Annotated in this window: 20 protein-coding genes and 1 pseudogene; 12 read left to right on the plus strand and 9 right to left on the minus strand. The window is 67.8% G+C overall.

Annotated features, from left to right (window positions below; all coding sequences use genetic code 11):
* The 3 genes and pseudogenes from Q0X16_RS01460 to map form a co-directional block, all read right to left on the minus strand.
* Window positions 1-588: pseudogene (locus Q0X16_RS01460) on the minus strand (2,3,4,5-tetrahydropyridine-2,6-dicarboxylate N-succinyltransferase); the annotation flags it as partial.
* Between the two features lie 56 nt (window positions 589-644).
* Window positions 645-3,278: a [protein-PII] uridylyltransferase gene (glnD, locus tag Q0X16_RS01465; RefSeq protein WP_297829888.1), complete on the minus strand. Its 2,634-nt coding sequence runs from the start codon at window positions 3,276-3,278 to the stop codon at window positions 645-647.
* Window positions 3,278-4,054 (minus strand): type I methionyl aminopeptidase, encoded by a 777-nt coding sequence (gene map / locus Q0X16_RS01470; protein ID WP_297829891.1) that lies wholly within the window; start codon window positions 4,052-4,054, stop codon window positions 3,278-3,280. The genes glnD and map overlap by 1 nt, the downstream gene beginning before the upstream one ends.
* A gap of 321 nt (window positions 4,055-4,375) precedes the next feature.
* Between map and rpsB the strand changes: the two genes are divergently transcribed.
* On the plus strand, window positions 4,376-5,155 hold the full coding sequence (gene rpsB / locus Q0X16_RS01475; protein ID WP_297829892.1) for a 30S ribosomal protein S2: 780 nt from the start codon (window positions 4,376-4,378) through the stop codon (window positions 5,153-5,155).
* Window positions 5,156-5,311: 156 nt separating this feature from the next.
* On the plus strand, window positions 5,312-6,193 hold the full coding sequence (gene tsf / locus Q0X16_RS01480) for a translation elongation factor Ts (RefSeq protein ID WP_297829894.1): 882 nt from the start codon (window positions 5,312-5,314) through the stop codon (window positions 6,191-6,193).
* 108 nt (window positions 6,194-6,301) lie between these two features.
* On the opposite strand, the gene ygiD is transcribed toward tsf, so the two are convergent.
* From ygiD to Q0X16_RS01495, 3 genes are all read right to left on the minus strand, one after another.
* Complete coding sequence (gene ygiD, locus Q0X16_RS01485) at window positions 6,302-7,150, minus strand: 4,5-DOPA dioxygenase extradiol (RefSeq protein WP_297829896.1); 849 nt, start codon at window positions 7,148-7,150, stop codon at window positions 6,302-6,304.
* A gap of 81 nt (window positions 7,151-7,231) precedes the next feature.
* Window positions 7,232-7,909 carry a DUF3828 domain-containing protein gene (locus tag Q0X16_RS01490; RefSeq protein ID WP_297829898.1) on the minus strand — a complete coding sequence of 226 codons (678 nt, stop codon included), beginning with the start codon at window positions 7,907-7,909 and terminating at the stop codon, window positions 7,232-7,234.
* A 99-nt stretch (window positions 7,910-8,008) separates the two neighbouring features.
* On the minus strand, window positions 8,009-9,325 hold the full coding sequence (locus tag Q0X16_RS01495; RefSeq protein ID WP_297829924.1) for a dicarboxylate/amino acid:cation symporter: 1,317 nt from the start codon (window positions 9,323-9,325) through the stop codon (window positions 8,009-8,011).
* Window positions 9,326-9,426: 101 nt separating this feature from the next.
* On the opposite strand from Q0X16_RS01495, the gene Q0X16_RS01500 reads away from it, so the two are divergent.
* A complete protein-coding gene (locus Q0X16_RS01500; protein WP_297829900.1) occupies window positions 9,427-11,136 on the plus strand; it encodes an alkaline phosphatase in 1,710 nt (569 codons plus the stop codon).
* Window positions 11,137-11,146: 10 nt separating this feature from the next.
* Here Q0X16_RS01500 and Q0X16_RS01505 read toward each other — a convergent pair whose 3' ends face one another.
* Window positions 11,147-11,587: a CopD family protein gene (locus Q0X16_RS01505; RefSeq protein ID WP_297829902.1), complete on the minus strand. Its 441-nt coding sequence runs from the start codon at window positions 11,585-11,587 to the stop codon at window positions 11,147-11,149.
* Window positions 11,588-11,757: 170 nt separating this feature from the next.
* Here Q0X16_RS01505 and Q0X16_RS01510 point away from each other — a divergent pair, with 170 nt between their 5' ends.
* The 6 genes from Q0X16_RS01510 to Q0X16_RS01535 all read left to right on the plus strand — a co-directional run bounded on the left by Q0X16_RS01510 (window position 11,758) and on the right by Q0X16_RS01535 (window position 18,570).
* Window positions 11,758-12,351, plus strand: a complete 594-nt coding sequence (locus Q0X16_RS01510; protein WP_297829904.1) for a class I SAM-dependent methyltransferase — start codon at window positions 11,758-11,760, stop codon at window positions 12,349-12,351.
* Window positions 12,352-12,506: 155 nt separating this feature from the next.
* Window positions 12,507-13,763 (plus strand): polyhydroxyalkanoate depolymerase, encoded by a 1,257-nt coding sequence (gene phaZ / locus Q0X16_RS01515; RefSeq protein WP_297829926.1) that lies wholly within the window; start codon window positions 12,507-12,509, stop codon window positions 13,761-13,763.
* A 58-nt stretch (window positions 13,764-13,821) separates the two neighbouring features.
* A complete protein-coding gene (locus tag Q0X16_RS01520; protein ID WP_297829906.1) occupies window positions 13,822-14,748 on the plus strand; it encodes a peptidylprolyl isomerase in 927 nt (308 codons plus the stop codon).
* 96 nt (window positions 14,749-14,844) lie between these two features.
* The gene (locus Q0X16_RS01525) at window positions 14,845-17,058 is read left to right on the plus strand and encodes a M1 family metallopeptidase (protein ID WP_297829908.1); all 2,214 of its coding nucleotides are present in this window, start codon (window positions 14,845-14,847) and stop codon (window positions 17,056-17,058) included.
* A 10-nt stretch (window positions 17,059-17,068) separates the two neighbouring features.
* A complete protein-coding gene (locus tag Q0X16_RS01530; protein WP_297829911.1) occupies window positions 17,069-17,950 on the plus strand; it encodes a hypothetical protein in 882 nt (293 codons plus the stop codon).
* A gap of 140 nt (window positions 17,951-18,090) precedes the next feature.
* Window positions 18,091-18,570, plus strand: coding sequence for a response regulator (locus tag Q0X16_RS01535; protein ID WP_297829928.1), 480 nt, complete (start codon window positions 18,091-18,093; stop codon window positions 18,568-18,570).
* Window positions 18,571-18,636: 66 nt separating this feature from the next.
* On the opposite strand, the gene Q0X16_RS01540 is transcribed toward Q0X16_RS01535, so the two are convergent.
* Window positions 18,637-19,398 carry a glycine zipper 2TM domain-containing protein gene (locus Q0X16_RS01540; protein WP_297829913.1) on the minus strand — a complete coding sequence of 254 codons (762 nt, stop codon included), beginning with the start codon at window positions 19,396-19,398 and terminating at the stop codon, window positions 18,637-18,639.
* Between the two features lie 281 nt (window positions 19,399-19,679).
* Here Q0X16_RS01540 and fusA point away from each other — a divergent pair, with 281 nt between their 5' ends.
* The 3 genes from fusA to Q0X16_RS01555 are packed head-to-tail and all read left to right on the plus strand — an operon-like array spanning window position 19,680 to window position 23,161.
* Window positions 19,680-21,725, plus strand: a complete 2,046-nt coding sequence (gene fusA / locus Q0X16_RS01545; protein WP_297829916.1) for an elongation factor G — start codon at window positions 19,680-19,682, stop codon at window positions 21,723-21,725.
* The gene (locus Q0X16_RS01550) at window positions 21,722-22,375 is read left to right on the plus strand and encodes a hypothetical protein (RefSeq protein ID WP_297829918.1); all 654 of its coding nucleotides are present in this window, start codon (window positions 21,722-21,724) and stop codon (window positions 22,373-22,375) included. The genes fusA and Q0X16_RS01550 overlap by 4 nt, the downstream gene beginning before the upstream one ends.
* Window positions 22,376-22,393: 18 nt before the next feature.
* Window positions 22,394-23,161, plus strand: coding sequence for a hypothetical protein (locus Q0X16_RS01555; protein WP_297829920.1), 768 nt, complete (start codon window positions 22,394-22,396; stop codon window positions 23,159-23,161).
* Between the two features lie 132 nt (window positions 23,162-23,293).
* Here Q0X16_RS01555 and Q0X16_RS01560 read toward each other — a convergent pair.
* The coding region (locus Q0X16_RS01560) for an aspartyl protease family protein (RefSeq protein WP_297829922.1) at window positions 23,294-24,190 on the minus strand (897 nt) is incomplete at its 5' end.

Genomic DNA, 24,190 nt, shown 5'->3' on the forward strand with positions numbered 1-24,190 from the left:
GACCACGAAGCCTTCCACCACCTCCGATCGCGCGCCGATGAAACAGTGGTCCTCGATGATGGTCGGACTGGCCTGCAGCGGCTCCAGCACGCCGCCGATGCCGACGCCGCCGGACAGGTGGCAGCCTTTGCCGATCTGCGCGCAGGAGCCGACCGTGGCCCAGGTATCGACCATGGTGCCGACGCCGACGTAGGCGCCGATGTTGACGAAGCTGGGCATCAGCACCACGTCCTTGCCGATATGGCTGCCCGCGCGCACCACCGCGCCGGGCACCACGCGCGCGCCAAGCTTGCGGAAGGCGTTCTCGTCGAACTCGGCGAAGCGCGCCGGCACCTTGTCCCAGAACGGCGCCGGATAGGCCTCGACGAACTCCATTTCCTGGGTCCGGAAATACAGCAGCACCGCCTTCTTCAGCCATTCGTTGACCAGCCAGCCGCCCTTGCCGTCGGGCTCGGCCACCCGCAGCCAGCCCTGCTCGAGGCCGGCGATCGACCGATCCACGGCAGGCCGGGTCGAACCGTCGATTTCTTCCGGCGTCAGCGCGGCGCGGCGTTCCCAGGCGCTGTCGATCAAAAAGCGCAGTTCCTCGGCCTGCGCGGCGCGATTGGGCGCGAGGGTCTTTTTCGCGGGGGGCCTCTTGGGCATCAGGAATCTCCATCGAGAAGGGCAAGCAGGGCGTCGCGCAACGCCTCGCGGCGCTCGGCCGGCAGCGGCGCGTCGCGTTCGTCGCTGACCAGCAGCAGGTCTTCGGCGCGCTCGCCGAAGGTGGCGATCCGCGCATCCTGCACGCGCAGGCGCTGCATGCGCAGGATCCCGGCGATGTCGGCAAGCAGGCCGGGGCGATCGTTGCAGATCAGGCCGATCCGGGTACCGCCGGCGATGTCGGTGAAGTCGAGCTGTGGCGCGACGCGGAAGTGGCGCAGATGGCTCGGATGGCTGCGGCGCGAGGGCCGCACGGCGTCCAGGTCGCCCGACAGCGCTTGCGTCAGCCGCGCCGCCACGGCGTCGCGCTCCGGCAGGCTGCGCGCATCGCCGGACTGGACCTGAAAGGTGTCGAACACGGTGTCGGACGGACCGTCCAGCACGCGCGCGTGCAGGATGCCCAGGCCCATCCGGTCGAGCGTGATCACGATCGCGGCGAACACGCCATCGCGGTCGTGGGTGTGCACGAACACTTCCAGCCGATCGCGGCCCGCCGGATTGCGCACCGCGACCACCGGCATGCGCGTGCCGGCATCGGCCAGCGCCGCGGCCTGCCAGGCGATCTGGTCGGGGCGACCACGCAGGAAGCTTTCTTCCGGCATCCGCGCGAACAGCGCATCGACGGCCGCATCCGCCAGCCCTTTTTCCCGCAACAGCGCGCGCGCCGCCGCGCGGTTCTCGGCGATCCGCTCTCCGGCCGCGACCGGTTGCCCCAGCCCGCGCCGCAGCGCCAGCCGGGTCGCCGCGTGCAGGTCGGCCAGCAGGCGATCCTTCCAGCTGTTCCACAGCTTGGGCGAGGTGCCGGCAATGTCGGCGCAGGTGAGCAGATACAGATAATCCAGCCGCTGGCGGTCGGCCACGGTTTCGGCAAAGCGCTGGATCACCTCGGGATCGGTGATGTCCTGCTTCTGCGCCGTGGTGGACATCAGGAGATGTTTTTGCACCAGCCATTCGACCAGCGCGGTATCGGCTTCCGACAGCCCGTGCGCGAGGCAGAACCCGCGCGCATCCTCCGCGCCGAGCCTGGAATGATCGCCGCCGCGGCCTTTGCCGATGTCGTGGAACAATCCCGCCAGCAGCAGCAGTTCGGGCTTGCGCAGCGAAGGCCAGACTTGGTCGGCGATCGAAAAACGTTCGTCGGGCTCGCCGGAGGCAAATCGCGCGAGATTGCGCAGCACTGCAAGCGTGTGCTGGTCGACCGTGAACACGTGGAACAGGTCGAACTGCATCCGTCCGGACACCCGCGCAAACGCCGGGATCCAGCGCGCCAGCACGCCCAGCCGCGCCATCCGCTCCAGCGTGACGACCGGCTGCGGCCCGCGCAGCAGCGCGAGGAAAGCCTGCCGCATCGCCTCCGGCGCATTGGCGTAGTCGGGGATCGCGTCCAGCATCTCGGCCAGTTCGCGGGCCGTGTGCGAATGCAGGCCGCGCAGCGCCGGATCCCCCGCCCATACGGCGAACAGCGCAAATGCGCGCGCCGGATCCCCCCGCATCCAGCCGTCGCGGCGCGCCGCCAGGTAGCCTCCGCGAATCTCCCAGTCGGCATCGATGGCCACCGGCGCCAGATGGCCTTCGAAATATTCCTCGAAGCGCTGCAGCACCCGTTCGTTGATTCGCTGCACGATGGCCGCGCTGCGGTAGAAGCTCTGCATGAGCTTTTCGACGCCCAGCGTGTCGGCATCGTCGTTCTCGTGCAGGCGCGCCGCCAGCGGCTTCTGGTAATCGAAGCGCAGCCGCTCCTCCCGCCGCCCGGCGACCAGATGCAGCCCGAAGCGCAACCTCGAGAGCGTGCGCCGCTCGCGCTCCAGCGCCGCCGCCTCATCGGCGCCGAGATGGCCCAGCGTCACCAGTCCTGCGAGGCTTTTCACACCGAGGCAGCGCCGCGCCAGCCAGCCCAGCTGCTGCAGGTCGCGCAGGCCGCCCGGGCCTTCCTTGAGGTTGGGTTCAAGGTTGTCGGCGGTATCGCCAAAGCGCGCGTGCCGGCGCTGCTGCTCCTCGCGCTTGACTTCGAAATAGGCGCGCGGCGGCCAGACCTTGTCGGCGGCGATCGCATCGCGCAGACGCGCGCCGGCATCGTTGCCCGCCGCCAGCGCCCGAGCCTCGACCAGTGCCGTCAGCACGGTGGGGTCGGCGTCCGCCGCCTGCGTGCATTCCTGCGCGGAACGCACCGCCTGGCTCGCCGCCACGCCTGCATCCCATAGCAGGGCGACGAAACGCGACAGCGCGGCCTGATGGCGCTGCTGCGCCTCTGGCTCGGCCAACGCCAGAAGATCGACGTCGGAATGCGGGAACAGCTCGCCGCGACCATAGCCGCCAACCGCGAACAGCGCCAACGACGCCAGCGCCTGCGCGTCGGGAAAACAGCGGCGCCAGGTCCTGGCGACGAGGAAATCGACCGCGCGAGCGCGCAAGCGGATCAACAGCTCGGCCGGATCGCCGGCATCGAAGCGTCGCGCCAACCGCGCATCGTTGCGCGCCAGCAGTGCGCGCACCAGCACGCTCCATTCGGCATCGCCCTCCGGTCCGGCGGGCAATCCGGCCAGCACCGCACGCGGGTCGGCCGGAAGCGCGTCCATCACAGATCGTTGTCGTCGCCCGGCAACCGGGTCAGGATTTCCACACCGTCGCGGGTGACGAGCACGGTGTGCTCCCACTGCGCGGACAGCTTGCGATCCTTGGTGACGACCGTCCAGCCGTCCGGCAGGACGCGCGTGTGGCGGCTGCCCTCGTTGATCATCGGCTCGATGGTGAAGGTCATGCCCTCGCGCAACACTAGCCCGTCGCCGGCGCGGCCGTAATGCAGCACCTGCGGCTCGTCGTGATAGACCTTGCCGATGCCGTGCCCGCAGTATTCGCGCACTACCGAGAAACGCTGGCTTTCCGCATATTCCTGGATCGCGTGGCCGATGTCGCCCAGCGTCGCGCCCGGCCGCACGGTGCGGATGCCCCGGAACATCGCCTCGCGAGTGACATCCACCAGCCGCTGCGCCATCACCGACGGCGTCCCGACGACATACATGCGGCTGGTATCGCCGTGCCAGCCGTCCTTGATCACCGTGACGTCGATGTTGACGATGTCGCCGTCCCTGAGCACCTTGGCCTCGCTGGGGATGCCGTGGCAGATCACGTTGTTGACCGACGTGCACACGGTCTTGGGAAAGCCGCGATAACCAACGTTGGCCGGAATGGCCTTCTGCACGTTGACGATGTGGTCGTGGCAGATACGATCCAGTTCTTCGGTGCTCACGCCCGCCTTCACGTGCGGGGCGACGATCTGCAGCACTTCCGCCGCCAGACGGCCGGCCACGCGCATCTTCTCGATGTCTTCTGCTGTCTTGATATTGATAGCCATTCTCGGATTATCGCGCATCGCGGTGAAGCTGAGACAAAGGGGATCCCGGAACCCGGATCGGGGCCGGGCGACACGGGCTGCCGAAACCCGGGTTGCCCGTACACTCCGGATCGTCCATAATTACAGGGCTATAGTGCCGCCACGACGGGCGTACCGTCGAATCCACACCCATCGACAACCCCTGCGCCGGGGTGCCTCGCGAGAGGTTCGGTCGCAGTGACGATGGGGAGGCCCAACCCCGGAATCCAGCGTCCCGGCCGCAAGGTCGCGACGCAGCGCCACAACGCATCGGCGCGGGTTCCACGCATCGGAGTTTCCGCAATGCCCCAGATCACCATGCGCCAGATGCTGGAAGCCGGCGTCCATTTCGGCCACCAGACCCGCTACTGGAATCCCAAGATGGGCCCGTACATCTTCGGCGCCCGCGGCAAGATCCACATCATCAATCTCGAAAAGACCGTCCCGCTGTTCAACGACGCGATGAACTTCATCAGCGGCGTGGCCCAGAAGCGCGGCACCATCCTGTTCGTCGGCACCAAGCGCAGCGCGCGCGAGGCGATCAAGGAAGAGGCCGAGCGCTGCGGCATGCCGTTCATGACCCAGCGTTGGCTGGGCGGCTCGCTGACCAACTTCGCCACGGTGAAGAAGTCGGTGGCCCGGCTGAAGGAACTGGAAGCCGCCGAAACCGACGGCACCTTCCAGAAGCTGGTCAAGCACGAAGTGATGCGCCTGCGCCACGAGCGCGACAAGCTGGAAGCCTCGCTGGGCGGCATCAAGGACATGAGCCACCTGCCCGACGCCCTGTTCGTGATCGACATCGGCCACGAAGACATCGCCATCAAGGAAGCCAGGAAGCTCGGCATCCCGGTGATCGCGGTGGTCGATACCAACTACGATCCGGCCCTGGTGGACTACGCGATCCCGGGCAACGACGACGCCATCCGCGCCGTGCAGCTCTACGCGCGCGCCGCCGCCGACGCCGTGCTCGAGGGCAAGGCCGCAGCCCCGAACGCCGCTTCCGTGCGCGAGGAAGACTTCGCCGCCGCGGTCGATGGCGAAGAAGCGCCGAAGCCGGCCCGCCGCGCCAGGAAGGCCGAGTAATCGCGCCGTTCCCCCCTTCCCCTTCAAGGGGAAGGCCGGGATGGGGATGGTGCAATCCCCATACCACCCCCGCACAACCCTCCCCTTGAAGGGGAGGGCTTTCGGAGTCGCGGCCAAGACCGCCCCCTCATCATCGTATTTCCGAGGTAATCCCCAATGGCTGAAATCACCGCATCCCTCGTCAAGGAACTGCGCGAGCGCACCGGCGCCGGCATGATGGAATGCAAGAAGGCGCTCACCGAAACCGGGGGCGACATCGAAGCCGCCGCCGAAGCGCTGCGCAAGTCCGGTCTGGCCAAGGCCGACAAGAAGGCCGGTCGCGTCGCCGCCGAAGGCCGCGTCGCCATCGCCCAGGACGGCGGCAAGGCCGCGCTGGTCGAAGTCAATTCCGAAACCGATTTCGTCGCCAACGACGCCAGCTTCAAGGCGTTCGTCGATCTCGTCGCCGCCGCCGCGCTGGCGTCCGGCGCTACCGACGTCGAGGCGCTCAAGGCCGCCACGACCGCCTCGGGCAACAGCGTCGAAGAGGCGCGCGCCGCCATCGTGCACACCCTGGGCGAGAACATCCAGGTGCGCCGTCTGGTCCGTTTCGACAGCAATCACCACGTCGGCGCCTACGTCCACACCAACGGCAAGATCGGCGTGCTGGTCGAGCTGTCCGGCGGCAACGACGAGCTGGCCCGCGGCCTGGCGATGCACGTCGCCGCGATGAACCCGCCCTACAACAAGGCGGCGGACGTGCCGGCCGACTTCATCGCCAAGGAAAAGGAAATCGAACTGGCCAAGATGAGCGAGAAGGACCGCGCCAAGCCGGCCGAGATCCTCGAGAAGATCATCAGCGGCAAGATGAACAAGATCGTCAACGAAGTGACGCTGTACGGCCAGAGCTACGTGCTCGACGGCGACAAGACCGTCGAGGCCACGCTCAAGGCCGCCGGCGGCGACGTGGTCCGCTTCCAGCGGCTGGTGGTCGGAGAAGGCATCGAGAAGGTGCAGGAAGACTATCTGGCCGAAGTCGCCAAGGCGATGCAGGTCTGAGGATCCGCGATCCGGGAACCGCCCCGCACTTCCCGGCCCCGGCCCGAACGCAAGAAACCCGCCATACGGCGGGTTTCTTGTTGGCCGATGGCGCGCTGCTCCATGCCGTCAGATATTGGCCTGGTCCGGAGGCACGCCCTCAGGCAGGCCGGCCGCGCCATTGGCCCGTTCGCAGATCGTCCCCTGCATCCCCACGCCATAGCAACTCATCGACAGCGACCCCATCGCATAGCCGCGCAGCAGGGCCTGCGCGTCATTGCCGGCGGCGGCGAGGCCCGCGGTGTAGAGCAACGGGATGAAGTGGTCGGGCGTGGGCACGGCCTGCGGGTAATCCGGGTGTTCGACGGCCTTGAGGACATCCGCGGGCGCTTCGGCCATCGCTTGGGCGATGGAATCGTCGAAACGATGCGCCCAGTCGGCGCCCGCGTCCGGGCGGTCCCACTCGATCCGCCGCAGGTTGTGGACGACATTTCCGCTGGCCACGATCAGTACGCCGCGTTCGCGCAGCGGCGCGAGCCGGGTGGCCAGGTCGAAGTGGTAGTCCTGCGGCTTCAGGGCATTGATCGACAGCTGCACCACCGGCACGTCGGCCTGCGGAAACAGATGCGCCAGCACGCTCCAGGTGCCGTGATCGAGCCCCCATTGGTCGTGGTCGGCGCCCACCCAGAGCGGTTTGGCGACCTCGGCCACCTCTTCGGCAAGCTCGGGCAGGCCCGGTGCCGGGTAGTCGAACGCGAACAGGGCTTCGGGAAATCCGTAGAAGTCGTGGATGGTCCGCGGGCGCGCCATGGCGGTGACGGCGGTCGCGCCGATGTACCAGTGCGCCGAGATCGCCAGCACCGCGCGCGGTCGCGGCATGGCTGCTCCAAGCCGGCGCCACGCCTGCGTGAAACCGTTGTCCTCCAGCGTGTTCATCGGGCTGCCGTGACCGATGAAGAAGGCGGGCATGACGCTCATGCTTTCGATCCCGGGATGCCGGTGTCCCGATTGTAGCGGACTGCCCAGGTGGCCCGGCCTCACATCCGGGCCGGCGGCGCCTCAAATCGCCGGCGCGCCGTTCGAGGACAGCATCGAAACCAGCGACCCGTAGTTCGACGACTGGATATCGGCGATCCTCCAGCCGTCGTCCACCTGCGTCAGCGTGTAGGTCATCGTCGCCTTGCTGCCAAGGTTCGTGAATACGACCTTGACCCGTACCGGAGCGCCGGTGCCGATGCGCTCCGTATGCAGTGTCGAATAGACGTCATCGTCGTAGTCCTGCGCGTCGAGGATCGGGTCGAAGTCGAGGCTGCAGGTGTCCTCATCCCCGGCCCGGCAGGCCTTGTCGTTCGCCAGGAACTGGCGGGTCAGGTCTTCGCTGAACCAGGGCGACATCAGATCGCGATCCCCGAACCACGCGTGGTCGCCGATCGAATCCAGGTAGGTCATGAAGAATTCGCGCACGAAATCCTCCGGCGGCTGCGAAGGTTCCTCCTTCGCCGCCGTGTCCGCCGCGCCGGTCGCCGCGGAATCGTCGGTCCCGCTGTTCGCATCCGGGGTTGACGCGGACGCGTTCGACGTCTGCAGGTGAAGCTGCGGCTTCGACGGGTCGCTCACGTCGCCCCCGCCGCCACGGCCACAACCGGCAACCAGGAACATGGAAAGGAGCAGGATCAAAACGCGGGACATGGCAAGGGTCCTGTCTGGCAAACGGCTGTGCGGGTCGTCCCCGCGCACGGACAACGTAAAGGAAACCGCGACCGGCGCGCGAGGTCAAGGGTCGGTTCCGGATGTCCGGCCGCCGCTTGCGGCAACGCCGATTCGGTCAGCGCCGCCTCATGCCAGACCGCCTTTCTCAAGCCCGACGTTGGTGGAAGCGGCCTCGTAGATGTCGCGATCGAGAATGTCCGACTCACGCGCCACCAGCACCGGTACCAGCATCTGGCCGGTGACGTTGGTCATGGTGCGCATCATGTCGAGCACGCGATCGATGGCATACAGATAGCCGATGACTTCCAGCGGCAACCCCGCAGCGCTGAGCACGACGGTGGCCATGATGACGGCGGTGCCGGGGATGCCGGCGGTGCCGAAGCTGCCGAGCACCGAGGCGATCGCGATGGTCAGGTACTGCGAAAGCGACAGGTCGATGTTCGCGTACTGCGCGATGAACACCGCCGCCAGCGCCGGGTAGATCGCGCCGCAGCCGTCCATCTTGATGGTTGCGCCCAACGGCACCGCGAAGGCGGCGTAGTCCTTGTCGACGCCGAGGTTGTGGGTGGCGCAGCGCAGCGACACCGGCAGCGCCGCGAAGCTGCTCGACGCCACGAAGCCCACCTGCATCCCCGGCAGCGCGCCGCGCAGGAACTTCACCGGATTCAGGCCATGCGCCAGCAGCAGGACCGGGTACACGATCAGGATGTGGAAGGCGCAGGCCAGATACAGCGCGACCACGAAGTTCAGCAGCGGGCGCAATTGCTCGAAACCGTAACCGCCGACCAGCGCGGCGATCAGGCCGAAGGTGCCGAACGGGGTGAACTCCAGCACGTAGCGCGTCACCTGGATCATCACTTCGCTGGCTTCGCCGGCAAGCTTGCGCAGCCCGGCCACCTTGTCGCCCAGCTTGACCATGGCAAAGCCGACCAGGCCGGCGAAGAAGATCACCTGAAGTACGGTTCCGCTGCGCGGCACCAGCACCTTGCTGCCGTCCGCCATCACCTTGCTGTCGGCGCCGGCCATCGCCTGGAACGGGTTGGACGGCACCAGGTTGAGCAGCATGTCGAGCACGCTCGGCACGTCCTTGGGCTTGTAATCGGAGGCCACCTGCAGCACCCCGACGCCGGTGCCGGGCTGCAGCAGCCAGCCGAACAACAGCCCCACGCCGACCGCCAGCACCGCGGTGGCCGCAAACCAGGCGAAGGTGCGCCCGGCCAGCGCCATGATCGATTTCTGCCCGCTCAGCGAAGACACCGCGTTGATCACGGCAAACAGCACCAGCGGCACCGCGATCATCTCGATCAGGGTGACGTAAATATCGCCGATCGGCCCGAACCATTTCTCCGCGTTCGGGCCAAACGCCAGGCCCGCGAGCGCGCCGAGCACGAAGCCCAGCAGCACGCGCTTCCAGAATCGGATTCGGAACCACCAATCGAACATCGGATCATCCAGGAGAAGCGGCACGACACGATACTTCGGAAACCATGAATCCGTCACTGACCAAATGCAGGACTGCCATCACTTCCGGACATAATGCGGGCATGACACCGACACGAAGCGCATGCCATCTTGTCCCGGCGCTGGCCAGCCTGCTCACCCTCACGGCCTGTGCCGGCGCTCCGACCGCAGCGTCCGCGCCATCCTCGGCCCCGACCTCGATCCACGTCGACGTGCCGGCCATCGCCCGGCCCGCAGGGGAAACGCCTGCCTGGTGGTACCGCGACGGCGCGGCACAGGCAGCCGCGCGCGGCGCGATGAGCGGGCGTGCGAAGAACGTGATCGTCTTTCTCGGCGACGGCATGAGCCTGACCACCGTGGCCGCCGCGCGCATCCTCGAAGGCCAGCGCAACGGCGACAGCGGCGAGGAACACCGGCTGGCCTGGGAAGACTTCCCGGACACCGCGCTCAGCCGCACCTACAACACCGACGCCCAGACCCCCGACTCGGCCGGCACCATGTCGGCAATCACGACCGGCGTGAAAACCCACATGGGCGCGATCTCGGTGTACGCCGGAAGCACCACCGACTGCGCCGACAGCCGCGGCAAGCACGCCCAGACCTGGCTGGAACTGGCCGATGCGGCCGGCATGGCCTCCGGCGTGGTGACGACCGCGCGCGTCACCCACGCCACCCCGGCGGCGACCTACGCCCACAGCCCGAACCGGCGCTGGGAAAACGATGCCGCGCTTTCCACCGAAGCACGCGCCGACGGCTGCCGCGACATCGCCCGCCAGTTGATCGACGCCACGGAGGACGGCCACGGCCCGACGATCGTCCTCGGCGGCGGCCGCATGGAATTCCTGACCACCGCGCAAACCGATCCGAAGCTGCGGGACAAGCACGGTTTGCGCACGGACGGACGCGATCTGATCGACGAATGGAAGCGGGCCCATCCGCGCGGCGCCTACGTGACGAACGCGACCGAGCTGACCGCAGCCGCCGACGCGCCGCAGGTGCTGGGGCTGTTCGAATATTCCCACATGCTCTACGACCACGACCGCCTCGCTTCCGGCAGCGACGAACCTTCGTTGACGCAAATGACGCGCGCGGCGATCCGGCACCTGTCGCGAAACGACAACGGCTACGTGCTTCTGGTCGAGGGTGCGCGCATCGACATGGCCCATCACGAGGGCAACGCCTACCGCGCGCTGGACGAAACCATCGAACTGTCGAACGCGGTTCGCGCCGCGCTGGAGATGACTTCACCCGAAGACACCCTGATCCTGGTGACGGCCGACCACTCGCACACGCTGAATCTCGTCGGCTATCCACAGCGCGGCAATCCGATCCTCGGCCTGGTGCGCGCGCCCGGCAAGGACGCGCCTTCGCACGACCAGGCAGGACTGCCCTATACCACCCTCAGCTACGCCAACGGTCCCGGCAACACCGGCGCCAGCGACACCCAGCCCGCCGGACCCAAGCGCTATCCGCACTATCCCAACAGGCAGACGGCAGCGCCCGTCGGACGGCCGGATCTGGGCCACATCGACACGACCGCCCCGGATTTCCTGCAGGAGGCGCTGGTGCCGCTGGGCGGCGAAACCCACGGCGGCGAAGACGTCGGCGTGTGGGCATTGGGTCCGGGCAGCGCTGCGGTGCGCGGTTCGCTGGAACAGAACGCGCTCTACCACATCATCGTCCAGGCCACCCCGCGCCTGCGCGCTGCGCTGTGCGCGCGCGGACTGTGCGACGACAACGGCGTTCCGGTGGAACTGCCGCGGCCGGAGTCGTTCCGACCGCCGGCTCAGTGAAGGCGACGACTCAGAACGGCTTGGCCAGCACCAGCCAGACGATCGCCACCAGCAGCGGCAGCGGCAGTTCGTTGATCCAGCGCAGCGTGGTGGCCGACGGCAGCTGATCCAGCCTTGCCAACTGTCTTCCCGTGGCGATGTAGAACGCCAGCAGCGCCACGACCAGCGCCAGCTTGGCGTGCATCCAGTGGGTACCGGCGCCCACCATCGTCGGGAAGCCGGGCAATGCGCGATGGCCCAGCCACAGCGTCAGCCCCAGCACGAACGCCAGCGCGAACATCGCGTGGCCGAAGCGGTACAGCCGCCGCCCCATCAGCGCCAGCCGCGCCCTTACCGCCGCATCCCCTCCGGCTTCGGCAAGATTGACCAGAATCCGCGGCAGGTAGAACACCGCCGCCATCCAGGCAATCACGAACACGATGTGGAAGGTCTTGACCAGCAGGTATGCCATGCGGCGACTCCGGAAATGTTCCAATGCGTCATCCCCGCGATAGCGGGCATCTTTTCACGGACGAATGTCCGTGCATCCATGGACGTTACCCTAATGAAGATCAAAGTCCATGGACTCCCGCCCCCGCCTTCGCGGGGGCAGGCTCTTCGCGGGAGTGACGAACCAACAGCATGACCAAGACCTACGACCGCGCCTACTTCGACCGCTGGTATCGGCACGGCGGCATCGGCGGCAGCGCCCGGCTGGCACGCAAGGTGCTGCTGGCCGTGGCCACCGCCGAATACCACCTCGAACGCCCGATCCGCACCGTCCTCGACATCGGCTGCGGCGAAGGCGCGTGGCGCGCGCCCCTGCTGAAACTGCGCCCGAGGGCGGCGTATTTTGGCTTCGACTCCAGCGCCTATGCGATCGCCCGCTACGGGCATTCGCGCAATCTGCACCTCGCCCGCTTCGGGGATTTCGCCCAACTGCGTCCCTGCCCGCCGGTGGACCTGCTGGTCTGCAGCGACGTGCTGCACTACCTGCCGACGCGCGAACTCGACCGCGGTTTGCCCGCGCTGGCCGAGCTGTGCGCGGGCGTGGCCTTCATCGAGGCCTTCGCGCGCGGCGACGGAGCGGTGGGCGACGAAGCCGGATTCCGGCAGCGGCCGGCCGCCTTCTACCGCAAGCGGCTGGAAGCGCTCGGCCTGCGCCCGCTGGGTTCGTTCTGCTGGCTCTCGCCCACGCTGGCGGACGGGGCAACGGCGCTGGAACTGCCGGGCTGAAGGCTGTCGCAGGTTTCACATCGCCCCGGTTGAATCACGTTGGCAAATTCGGTCGCCCTGGACCGGATTCTCGGCAAAACGAGAATCCCGTCACATTACGCCGCGCCGAGCGCGCTATGCTGCATCGCCGCAAACGGGAGCAAGACCGGCCGATGGTGCTCTATCCACTGCATGAACTCTGGCGCACCGGACTGGCCCCGCTGGCCTACTGGGCCGACGCCAACGCCCGCATCTACTCCGCGCAGGACAGCTGGCTGTCCACCCTGCCCGGGTCGCAGCGCACCGCCGCAGGCTTCGAGCTGATGTACCGGCTGGGCAAGGACTACGAGAAGCCGGAGTTCGGCATCCACCAGATCGACGTCGAAGGCCGCTCGATCCCGGTGGTGGAACGGGTCGAACTGGAGAAACCGTTCTGCCGGCTGCTGCGCTTCAAGCGCTACCACGACCAGGCCGACGGCCTGGCGCGGATGAAGGACGATCCGACCGTGCTGGTGGTCGCGCCGCTGTCCGGCCACCATGCCACCTTGCTGCGCGACACCGTGCGCACCCTGCTGGCCGACCACAAGGTCTACATCACCGACTGGACCGACGCGCGCATGGTGCCGACCGATGCCGGCGCTTTCCATCTCGACGACTACGTGGCCTGTGTGCAGGAGTTCATCCGCCACATCGGCGCCGAGCGCCTGCACGTCATCAGCGTCTGCCAGCCCACCGTGCCGGTGCTGGCGGCGATTTCGCTGATGGCCGCGCGCGGCGAGCCGCTGCCGCGATCGATGACGATGATGGGCGGGCCGATCGACGCCCGCCGTTCGCCGACCGCCGTCGACAATCTCGCCACCCGGCAGCCGCTGTGGTGGTTCGAGAACAGCGTGATCCACACCGTTCCGGCCAACTATCCCGGCGTCGGCCGGCGCGTCTATCCCGGCTTCCTGCAACACCTGGGATTCGTCGCGATGAACCCGGAACGTCACGGGCTGTCGCACTGGGATTTCTACCAGGATCTGGTGAAAGGCGATCTCAGTTCCGCCGAATCCCACCGTAAGTTCTACGACGAATACAACGCCGTGCTGGACATGCCCGCCGAGTACTACCTCGACACCATCCGCACCGTGTTCCAGGAACACCTGCTGCCGCGCGGGCTGTGGGACGTGGCCGGGGAGCGCGTCGATCCGTCGAAGATCAGGGATTGCGCCCTGCTGACCATCGAGGGCGAACTCGACGACATTTCCGGAGCCGGCCAGACCCGCGCCGCACACGACCTGTGCACCGGCATCCCCGCCGCCCGCCGCCGCCACATCACCGCCGAGGGCGCCGGCCACTACGGCATCTTCAGCGGCCGCCGCTGGCGCACCGAGATTTACCCTCAGGTGCGAAGCTTCATCGCCGCGCTCAACCGCAAAAAGAAGCGCTGATACGGGCGGCGCGTCCCATGCACGTTATGCTGGCGGTCGGAGCCCACGGAGACCGCCCATGCGCCGCGCCCTGCCTGCCGCCGTCCTGCTGACCCTGCTGTGCACCAACGCCCCGGCGCAGGACGCCGCCGCTCCACCGAAGACGCGCACGCCGCAAGCCATCCTCGACGCTGCGCCGGCCAGCGCCTGGCGCGACCTCGACCCCGCCAACACCCTGTACATGGAACTGCCGGACGGGCGCGTCATCATCGAGTTGGCGCCCGACTTCGCGCCGCAGCACGTGGCCAACATCAAGACCATGGCCAGGGGCGGGTTCTGGGACGGCCTGACCGTCTACCGCTCGCAGGACAATTTCGTGGTCCAGTTCGGCGATGCCGAAGGCGAGGAGGCCGGCAAGGCCAAGCCGTATCCCTCCGGCACTCGCACCCACCTGCCGGCCGAATTCACCCGCAGCGCGGACGGCATCCGCTTCGATCGCCTGCCCGACAGCGACGGCTGGGCGCCGCAGGTCGGCTTCGCCGACGGCTTTCCGGTCGCCCGCGATCCGGCCACCGGCAGGATGTGGATCACCCACTGCTACGGCGTGGTCGGCGCCGGCCGCAACAACGCGCCGGACAGCAGCATCGGCGCCGAACTCTACGTGGTGATCGGGCAGGCGCCGCGCGCGCTCGACCACCAGCTCACCGTGGTCGGCCGCGTGGTCAAGGGCATGGAACTGCTCAGCACGATCCGCCGCGGCCCGCCGCCGATGGGCTTCTACACCGACACCGCGCAGCGCACGCCGATCCTCTCGATCAAGCTGGCCAGCCAGCTGCCGGTGGCGCAGCGCACCCCGCTGCAACTGCTGCGCACCGACAGCCAGGCCTTCGCGGAGGCCACCGAAGCGCGACGCAACCGCCGTGACGATTTCTACACCCAGCCGCCGGGCCATATCGATCTGTGCGGCGTGCCGCTGCCGGTGCGGCCGACGCCGAAGGCGCCATAGGGAAACGTGTCACGTCTTTCTCGTGACTCATGGCACCTTGCCATGCCCGCGGGGATCGCACATCGTGCCCTGATCCATCTAGATGCGGATGTCTCCATGACCCGTCGCTGCACCCCATTCGCCCTTGCCGCGCTGCTGACGCTGTCCGCACCCGCCATCGCGAAAACCCAGACAGCCACCGCCACGCCCACCGCGCCCGCCACGGCTCCGGCCGCGGTCAGTTGCCCGACCATCCCACTGGCGGCGGCCAACGCCGCCGCGGTGCGCACATCCAGCGCCCCCGACGCCTGGGGCGGCCCGCGCACCGCCAACGCCGCCACCTTGTCCGACCGGGTGGTGGCCTACTCGATCGACGCCACGCTCGATCCTGACAAGCACACCGTCACCGGCAAGCAGACGCTGACTTGGCGCAACCGCAGCGGGCAGCCGGTGTGCAGCATTTACCTGCACCTGTACCTGAACGCCTTCGAAGGCCCAGGCAGCACCTTCATGACCGAACAGCGCGCCAGCGCCACCGGCTTCCGCAGCAATGTCGCCACCAAGGACGGCGAATACGGCTACATCCGGCTCGACCGCGTGCAGCAGGGCGGCGCGGCGGCGAAGTGGACCTTCGTGCAGCCCGACAACGGCCCGAAGACCGACCGCAGCGTGGTCCGCATCGACCTGCCGACCCCGGTCGCCCCGGGCGCCAGCACCACCCTCGCCATCGACTTCTTCGACCAGCTGCCGCGGGTGGTCGCGCGCACCGGCTACTACGGCAGCTTCCACCTCGTCGGCCAGTGGTTCCCCAAGGTCGGCGTACTGGAGTTGCCGGGCGAGCGCGGCGCCGCCGCCCCGCGCTGGAACGCCCACGAGTTCCACCTGCACAGCGAGTTCTACGCCGATTACGGCAGCTACGACGTGCGCCTGACCGTGCCGAAGGGCTACACCGTCGGCGCCACCGGCCAGGAAACCGGCGCGCCCGTCGAACGCAACGGCAAGGTGACCCATCGCTACGTCCAGCACGACGTCCACGATTTCGCCTGGACCGCCGACAACCGCTACGCCAAGCCACTGCTGCGCACCTGGAACGGGCCCAACGGGCCGGTCGAGGTACGGGTGCTCTACACCCCCGAATACGCCTCCAACGCCGAACCGGTGGCCCAGGCGACCATCGACTCGCTGACGTATTTCTCGCGCACGCTGGGCCCCTACCCCTACAAGACCGCCACCGCCGTTGTCCCGCCTTACGGTGCGCGCGAAGCCGGCGGCATGGAATATCCGACCTTCTTCACCGCCGACAGCACCGACACCGTCACCCCGGGCAGCCTGCAGCGCTTCATGCTCGACTTCGTCACCGTGCACGAATTCGGCCACGGCTACTTCTACGGCATCCTCGGCTCCAACGAGTTCGAGGAACCCATGCTCGACGAGGGCATGAACGAGTACTGGGACCAGCGCATGATGACTTCGCGCAACCAGACGCTCGATCTGACCTCCGGCTGGCTGAAGGCGCTCGGAATCGGCACGCGGCTGCGTCCATTCGACATGGAACGTCTTGGCGCCAGCCTCGACGATCCGGCCGATCCACTGGGGATGAACTCCTGGGCGGTCCTGTCCAGCACCAGCTACAGCACGGTGTATTCCCGTACCGCCACCGCCATGCGCCAGCTCGAAATGCTGGTCGGGAAGCCGGCGCTGGAACGGGCGATGAAGCTGTATTACGACCGCTGGAAGTTCCGGCACCCGTCGCTGGCCGACCTGCGCGACGCGCTCGCGGAAGGCACCGGCAAGGCCGACATCGTCAACGCCGCCTTCGACGCCTACGTGTTCAGCTCCGGCCGCACCGACGACCGCATCTCCAGCATGACCAGCAGCGAAATACTTCCGTTGCCCGGCTACCACCAGCAGCAGGGCAGGCAGATGATGCTCGACAGCAAGGCGGCGCAGAAAGACATTGAAGACCGGCGCGCGGCCTGGAAGAAGGCGCACCCGAATCCGGCCGCCGGCACCGGCCCGTTCCCGTTCCACACCGTGGTCGTGGTTCGCCGCGACGCGGTCAAGCCGCCACAGACCCTGCGCGTATTCTTCGCCGACGGCAGCCATCGCGATTTCGCCGTCACCAGCCAGGGCAGCTGGCAGCGCTTCGTCATGGACACTCCGGTCAAGGCCACCGGCGCCCAGCTGGATCCGGACAACCTGATTCGCACCGACGCCAACAAGCTCAACGACAGCTACAGCATCGAAGCCAGACCGCAGGCGTCCCGCCGCTGGTTCGGCGATTTCTCGGCGCTGCTGCAAGCCTTCTTCACTCTTCTGGCCACCGTCTGAGGGCGCGCACATGAATGCCTCGATTCGCCCGATCCGCGCCCGCGCGGCCGTTCCGGCAGCCCTCTTCCGCGCCTTGCACTGGAAACTGCTGCTGCTGTGGGTGCTGGCCACCCTTGGCTGCGCCCTGCTGGCCGCCCTGCCGGTCTGGTCCTGGCTCGGCAGCGTGCTGGATCACTCCCTACAATCCGAAGCCATCGCCAACGGGCAGGCGCCCATGCACCTGATCGACGCAATGATGGCATCGACCGCGCCGCTGGCGACGCTGGGCGCGAACGTACGGATCGCTGCCGCGCTGATGCTGCTGCTCTCGCCGCTGCTGGTGGGTGCCACTCTGGTTGCCTCCCGCAGCGCCGTGCGCCTTGGATTCGGCGACCTGCTGCGCGGCGCCATCGGGGAATACTGGCCGCTGCTGCGCCTGTTGCTGTGGTCGATCCTGCCGCTGGGCGCGGCGGTGGCGCTGTATGGTGCGCTCGCCGGCATTGGCGGCAAGGCCAACGAACACGCCATCCTCGCCTCCAGCGTCGAGCATTGGAACGATTTCGCGATGGGCGCTGCGGGTCTCCTGCTGGTGCTGGCCCACGCCAGCGTCGAGGCCGGGCGCGGCTGGATGGCCGCGGACCCGAACCTGCGGTCGGCGATCCGGGCGTGGTGGCGCGGCGCCGCGCTGCTCGTCCGTCGTCCGATCGCGGTGCTGTCTGCCTATGCCTTCCCGTGGCTGCTGGCGGCGCTGCTCGCGCTGGCCCTGCTCTGGCTGCGCCAGCATTCGGGCGCCGGCCTGACGCTGGGCCTGCTGTTCTCCTGCCTGATCAGCGGTGCCCTGGCCTGGGGCAAGGTGGCGCGCCTGTTCGCTCTGCGCACTCTGGCCTCGGATCGGCGACAGGGACGCGGCTGAACCCCATCGCCGCGCTTCGCTGGTAAGATATCCCCCGACGCAAACCGGGGGGCGCGGTCGTGGCTTTCTTCGATCTTTTCAAGCGCAAGCAAACCACACCCGGCAGCGACGGCGGCTCGCCGAGCGATGCAGGCCGGCTCATCGACCGCCGCGAACACGACCGCCGCAACGCCCAGCCTGGCACCCGGATTCTGGTCATCGACGACTCGCACACGATCGTGGCGCTGCTCAAGCGCATGCTGCAGCAAAACCATTACGAGGTCCTGACCGCCTACGACGGCGAAACCGGGATCGAGATCGCGCGCAAGGAACAGCCCAACCTGGTCTTCCTCGACATCGTCCTGCCCGGGATCGACGGCTTCAACGTCCTGCGGACCCTGCGGCGCGATCCCGCCACCAAGAACGTGCCGATCATCATGATCAGCGGCAACGCCGCGGCAACCGAGCAGTTCTACGTGCAACGGATCGGTGCCGACGACTTCATGAAGAAGCCGTTCGCGCGCGCCGAGGTGTTCAGCCGGATCGAGCGCGTGCTCGACGAAAACGGCGTACCGCGCCATGCGGCGCGTCCGCGCACCCGCGCCGAAGCCGCAACGCCCAAGGCCGTCGGCGGCGTCTGACCGGCTCCCTGCCCCCGCCGCCCATCGGCAGGGGCCCAAGGCAACGCCGATTCCGTCAGCGCCGCCTCATTCGGCCGACACCTCGACCCGAACACGGATCCGGTCGCCCGGGTTGTAGTCCATGCGCCGGGTGTATTGGCGGCCGTTGTATTCGTAGGTGACATCATAGCCGCCGCTTCCGGTGGTTCCATAGCCGGGATCGCCCGTGCCGTAGCCCCGCACCGGCTCCGGATCACACACCCGCACCGTGCCGGCGCGCGCCGCGTTCTCGCGCTGGCGCTGCTCGTAAATCTCGCGTCCGGCCATGCTGCCGGCCACCGAACCGATCGCGGCCGCGGCATAGCTGCCGCTGCCCTTGCCGATCTGGCTGCCCAGCACGGCACCGACAATGCCACCGAGCATGGCCGAGGCGTTGCTGCCGGCGCGAGATCCGTAGCGCCGCTCGCCGTAGCGATCGTAGTAGGGATCCCCGCCATAGCCCCTGCGGTCGTCGTAATACGGGTCCCGACCGCCTCCGTAACGATCGTCGTAATACGGATCGCGTCCATAGCGATCGACCGAAGTCCGCGAGTAGCAGCGCCGCGGCGTGCCGTTGACAGCGGAATAATCGTCGCCGTCGAGCACCGGATCGACCCGGATCACCCGCGCATAGTCGTAATACCCCGTGGCATCGCTGTCGGCCTGGCCGGGGTCGTTCGCGGGCGCCGTGTCGTACTGCCCACCGTAATTCGGGTCGCCGTAGTCCGGATCGCCGTAATCCTGAGCCAGCAATGCAGGGCTGGCGGCAAACAGGCCGACGGCCAGAAGCGAGACAAGCAGGCGTTTCATGTGTCCATCCCCTTCGCCGGAGGATTATCGGCCGGCGTGCGTTGAAGATGCAGTCTTGCGGTTGACGCGAAGCTGAACGCGGCGGGCTTCGTGATTGTCGTTTAGCGCGGCGACAGCTTGCGACAACCATCGCCGAATTGGTGTTGCAGCGCACGATCACCGACACGCGGGCTGCGCTAAGGTGGCGACACGCCGTGACGTTCGCGCGCCGCGTCGCGACCGCCGCCCTTGGCGCGGGCCGCCACGACGACCACCCATATTCAGGAAGGGAGACGCACGGCATGTCCTACAGCACATCGCAAATCCGCAACGTGGCCCTGGCGGGCCACCCTGGCGCCGGCAAAACCACCCTGTTCGAAGCCCTGCTGCATGCCGGCGGCGCACTCCAGACGGCAGGCACGGTCGAACGCGGCAACACGGCGTCGGATTTCGACCCGATCGAAAAGGAGCGCGGCCATTCCATCGACGCGGCCATCGCCAGCATCGACCGCCCGGGGCTGCATCTGAACCTGATCGACACGCCCGGATATCAGGACTTCCGCGGCCCGGCGCTGGGGGTGATGGACGCGGTGGAGACCATCGCGATCGTGATCGACCCGGAAGCCGGCATCGGCCACGGCACACGTCGGATGATGCACTACGCGATCGGGCGCGGGCTGTCGCGCGTCATCGTGATCAACAAGATCGATACCGGCCACGCCGACGGGCGGGTGCTCAACGCGCTGCGCGAGGAATTCGGGCCGGAGGTGCTGCCGATCAACCTGCCCGCCGACGGCGGCGCGCGGGTGATCGATTGCTTCGGCGGTCGCGATGGCGACAGCGACCTCGGCCCGGTGTCCGAATGGCACCAGAAGATCCTCGATCAGGTGGTCGAGATGAACGAGGAGGTGATGGACCGATTCCTCGAACACGGCGAGGACGCGCTCACCCCACAGGAACTGCACGATGCCTTCGAGCAGTGCCTGCGCGAAGGCCACCTGATCCCGGTGCTGTTCCTGTCGGCGCGCACCGGCGTAGGCACGCGCAAGTTCCTCGACGTCGCCGAGCGCCTGCTCCCGAATCCAGGCGAGGCCAACCCGGCGCCGTTCCGCAAGGGCCGCGGAAGCGACGCGCAGGCGGTCGCGGCAACGCCCGACCCGAACGCGCACGTCATCGCCGACGTGTTCAAGATCATCAACGACCCCTTCGTCGGCAAGCTCGGCGTCTTCCGCGTCCACCAGGGCACGGTGCGGCGCGACACCCAGCTGTTCGTGGACGACGGCCGGAAGGCGTTCAAGGTCGCGCACCTGTTCCGCTTGCAGGGCAAGGAGCACGTCGAGATCCAGCAGGCCATTCCCGGCGACATCGCCGCCGTGGCCAAGATCGACGAACTGCACTACGAAGCCGTCCTGCACGACTCGCACGACGAGGACCTGATTTCGCTGGCGCCGATGGAATTCCCGCGTGCGATGTTCGGCATGGCGGTCGAGCCCGCCACCAAGGGCCAGGAGCAGAAGCTGGCGACCGCGCTGGCCAAGCTTGCCGAAGAGGATCCGGCGTTCGTGGTCGAGCACAGCGGCGAGACCAACGAGACCGTGATCCGCGGGCTGTCCGACCTGCACCTGCGGGTCATGCTGCAGCGCCTGAAGGACCGTTTCCAGGTCGAGGTGACGACCCGGCCGCCGCGGATCGCCTATCGCGAGACCATCGGCGTGAATGCCGAGGGCCACCACCGCCACAAGAAGCAGACCGGCGGCGCCGGCCAATTCGGCGAGGTGTTCCTGCGGGTCGAGCCTCTGCCGCGCGGCGCCGGTTTCGAATTCGTCGATGAGGTCAAGGGCGGCACGATTCCCGGGCAGTTCCTGCCTGCGGTCGAAAAAGGCGTGCGCCAGGTGCTGGCCAGCGGCGCCGTCGCCGGCTATCCGATGCAGGACTTGCGCGTGACGGTTTACGACGGCAAGCACCATCCGGTGGACAGCAAGGAAGTGGCCTTCATCGCCGCCGGCAAACGCGCTTTCCTCGACGCCGTGGGCAAGGCCAGGCCACAGGTGCTCGAACCGATCGTCGATCTGGAAGTGTCTGCGCCCGAGGCAGCCATGGGCGACATCAGCGGAGGGCTGGCGACCAAGCGCGCGCGCATCAACAGCACCGATTCGCTCCCGGGCGGCGAGATCGTGATCCGCGCACTGGTGCCCTTGTCCGAACTGGAGAACTACGGCGCCGAGCTGAAGTCCGCCACCGCCGGGCGCGGTCGCTACACGCTCGACTTCAACCGCTACGAGCCGGTGCCGGCGCAGGTGCAGAAGAAACTGATGGACGCCTTCAAGCCGCAGGAGGAGGACGCTTGATCGACCGGCAGATGGCGGTGTTGGCTCTGGCCGCGGCGTTGGCCTGCGGGCCAGGGACCGCCCTTGCCGCGCCCGCCGAGGCACCGCCCCGGCCCGCAGTGTGCCCGCCCGTGGCCGACGCGGCATCGGACTGGGAGTTGCCCGGATCGTTCGGCGCCACCACCACCCGGGAGGAGTTGGAACGAACATACGGTCCCGACAGCGTCCATGACCTGGAAATCGCGGCTTCCAACGGCGCCTTCTACCACATGCTGACGCTGTTCCCGGACGATCCAACTCGCAGGCTGCAATTCGCGGTCGGCCCCGACTGGCGCGTGGCCAGCATCAGCCTCGAGAACGCGGAAACCCGCTGGCACGTCGGCGGTCTCCGCCCGGGAATCTCGCTGGCGGAACTGGTCGCCTGCAACGGCGCGCCGCTGACCTTCGCCGGTTTCGGCACCCTTGGCAGCAGCTATTTGGAGAATTGGAACGGCGGCCGCTTCGCCGCCGCTCCGGGAGCGCCCTACCGGCTGCTCGTGCGCCTGGCTCCACGCCCCGGCGCCGGGGACGCCGTTCCCACAAATGATGCCCCGCTTCGCAGCGACGACCCGGCACACCCCGGGCTGGGCGATGCCGTGGTGGTCGAGGCCCTGATCCTGCGCTTCCCCTGACAAAGCGCCAGCCATGCGATGATCGCGGCGGGCCAAGGCGAGGGCAGGGCGATGCAGGCAAGACACTGGCTGGCGATGGCGGCATGCGCGCTGCTGTGCGCCTGCTCACGCGTTCCGCAGGAGGCCGCGCCCGGCACGGCAGCCTCGCCTGCGCCGGTGCCTGACACCGCAACCGCGACCCTGCAGGCCAAGCCGATCGAGGCCAGCGCCGAAACCGGCGCACAGGCCGAGGACTGGAGCCTTCCGGGCGCGATCACGGCCACAACAACCTACAAGGAGTTCGAGGCGCGCTTCGGCAGCGGCAACGTCCGGAAGGAGCACCTGACCGGGGCTGAGGGCATCGAATACGATGCCTGGATCCTGTTCCCGGACGACCCCGCCAAGCGGCTGGAGCTGATCCTCGACGATGGCCCCGGCCCGCGTACGGTCAGCCAGATTCGCCTGGACAATCCGGAAACGGTCTGGCACGACGCGAACGGCCTCCATCCCGGGATGCCGCTGTCCGAGGTCGTGCGGCGCAACGGCGGCCCGGTCGAATTCTCGGGGCTCGACTGGGACTACGGCGGCACGGTCACCGACTGGCTCGGCGGCAAGCTGGCGCCCGCTGCCGACGCCGCCACTCTGTCCACCCCCATCCTGACGCGCCGCGACGGCCTCCCTGACGCCGTCGACACTCCATCCGGCGATGCACCGTTCCGCAGCGACGACAAGCGCTGGCCGGATATTGGCCACGATCTGGTCATCGGTGAGCTGCTACTCGCCTGGCCCAGCGACGAGGACGAGTAACGCACCGCACCTGCGGCCCAAACCCTACCGATCCAGTTTCACCCTGCGAAGATAATCCGACGAAGACCGCCATCGTCAAAGGCCCCGCTGCCGGGCGTGCACACGCTCCCCTTCCTGTCGCGCTCGATGGCCTCAGCGCGCTGCCGCCGGAATCGGCGGGGCTCCCATCCCCGGCGGCGCCGGAACCTCGCTCCTGCGTAGCCACATGCGACCGGCCGCTAGATCCAAGGTGACCACCCAGTCCTTGAGGAAGGGCATCCCGAGATTGCCGTCGATGTTCAACGCCGGGGTGAACGCCACCCCTTCGGCGACGATGCCGTAGCCCAATGGAATTCTTGCCGGCTGTGGTGTTTCGTTTGTTGGATCAAGCCCGAACAGTCCGGCGTATTCCTTCGACACCAGCAAGGTTCCGCCATTGCCACTATCGATTTCGAACCGCACGATGCCCTTGGGCGTCGACACCTCCAGGTTGACCGCGAGCGCCAGCCCCTGCGCTTCTCTCGACAACCGGATCGGCAACTCCTGAGCCCCGGCGATGCGCTTAGCCGCGCTGGCCGCGGACTCCACGTAGAGATGTCCTCCAGCGAAATCCAGAGTGATGGTTCGGCCGGCGAACACGTCCAGCGCCAGCAAGCCATCGATCGGAGGAGCATCCGTCGCCATCAGGGATGCCACCTGCATCACACCGACGGCCGGTGCGTCTAGCGCAAACCCATCGACGCTGAATGTCACGTCGTCACAACGCGCCATGTCCATCTTCGTTCCGGTCATGTTGTAGCCGCCAAGGCGCCCCCAAGGCGTGCAGCCCAAGTGCGCTGCAAACTCCGGCGAGACCACGGTATGCCCGCCACCCGTATCGAAGACAAACAAGCCACGTCGGCCGCTGGCTTCCACGTGCACGGCTACGCTCTTCCGGTACGGCACGAGCCGCAGGGTTGCAATGGGGGCATCCGCGGGTTTGTCTGCCTCTCTGTGCCGCGGGTTTGAGGACAAACCTGGCATCGACAGAAATGCGGATACGAGCAGGAC

The sequence above is a fragment of the Thermomonas sp. genome (assembly GCF_025993755.1).
In the GTDB taxonomy this organism is placed as follows: domain Bacteria; phylum Pseudomonadota; class Gammaproteobacteria; order Xanthomonadales; family Xanthomonadaceae; genus Thermomonas.

Coding starts and splice junctions, on each gene's coding strand:
- Q0X16_RS01500 (WP_297829900.1), top strand. CDS start 9,427: ATGACACCGACACGAAGCGCATGCCATCTTGTCCCGGCGCTGGCCAGC.
- Q0X16_RS01495 (WP_297829924.1), bottom strand. CDS start 9,325: ATGTTCGATTGGTGGTTCCGAATCCGATTCTGGAAGCGCGTGCTGCTG.
- Q0X16_RS01510 (WP_297829904.1), top strand. CDS start 11,758: ATGACCAAGACCTACGACCGCGCCTACTTCGACCGCTGGTATCGGCAC.
- Q0X16_RS01530 (WP_297829911.1), top strand. CDS start 17,069: ATGAATGCCTCGATTCGCCCGATCCGCGCCCGCGCGGCCGTTCCGGCA.
- ygiD (WP_297829896.1), bottom strand. CDS start 7,150: ATGAGCGTCATGCCCGCCTTCTTCATCGGTCACGGCAGCCCGATGAAC.
- map (WP_297829891.1), bottom strand. CDS start 4,054: ATGGCTATCAATATCAAGACAGCAGAAGACATCGAGAAGATGCGCGTG.
- rpsB (WP_297829892.1), top strand. CDS start 4,376: ATGCCCCAGATCACCATGCGCCAGATGCTGGAAGCCGGCGTCCATTTC.
- Q0X16_RS01520 (WP_297829906.1), top strand. CDS start 13,822: ATGCGCCGCGCCCTGCCTGCCGCCGTCCTGCTGACCCTGCTGTGCACC.
- Q0X16_RS01505 (WP_297829902.1), bottom strand. CDS start 11,587: ATGGCATACCTGCTGGTCAAGACCTTCCACATCGTGTTCGTGATTGCC.
- Q0X16_RS01525 (WP_297829908.1), top strand. CDS start 14,845: ATGACCCGTCGCTGCACCCCATTCGCCCTTGCCGCGCTGCTGACGCTG.
- Q0X16_RS01555 (WP_297829920.1), top strand. CDS start 22,394: ATGATCGCGGCGGGCCAAGGCGAGGGCAGGGCGATGCAGGCAAGACAC.
- glnD (WP_297829888.1), bottom strand. CDS start 3,278: ATGGACGCGCTTCCGGCCGACCCGCGTGCGGTGCTGGCCGGATTGCCC.
- tsf (WP_297829894.1), top strand. CDS start 5,312: ATGGCTGAAATCACCGCATCCCTCGTCAAGGAACTGCGCGAGCGCACC.
- Q0X16_RS01540 (WP_297829913.1), bottom strand. CDS start 19,398: ATGAAACGCCTGCTTGTCTCGCTTCTGGCCGTCGGCCTGTTTGCCGCC.
- fusA (WP_297829916.1), top strand. CDS start 19,680: ATGTCCTACAGCACATCGCAAATCCGCAACGTGGCCCTGGCGGGCCAC.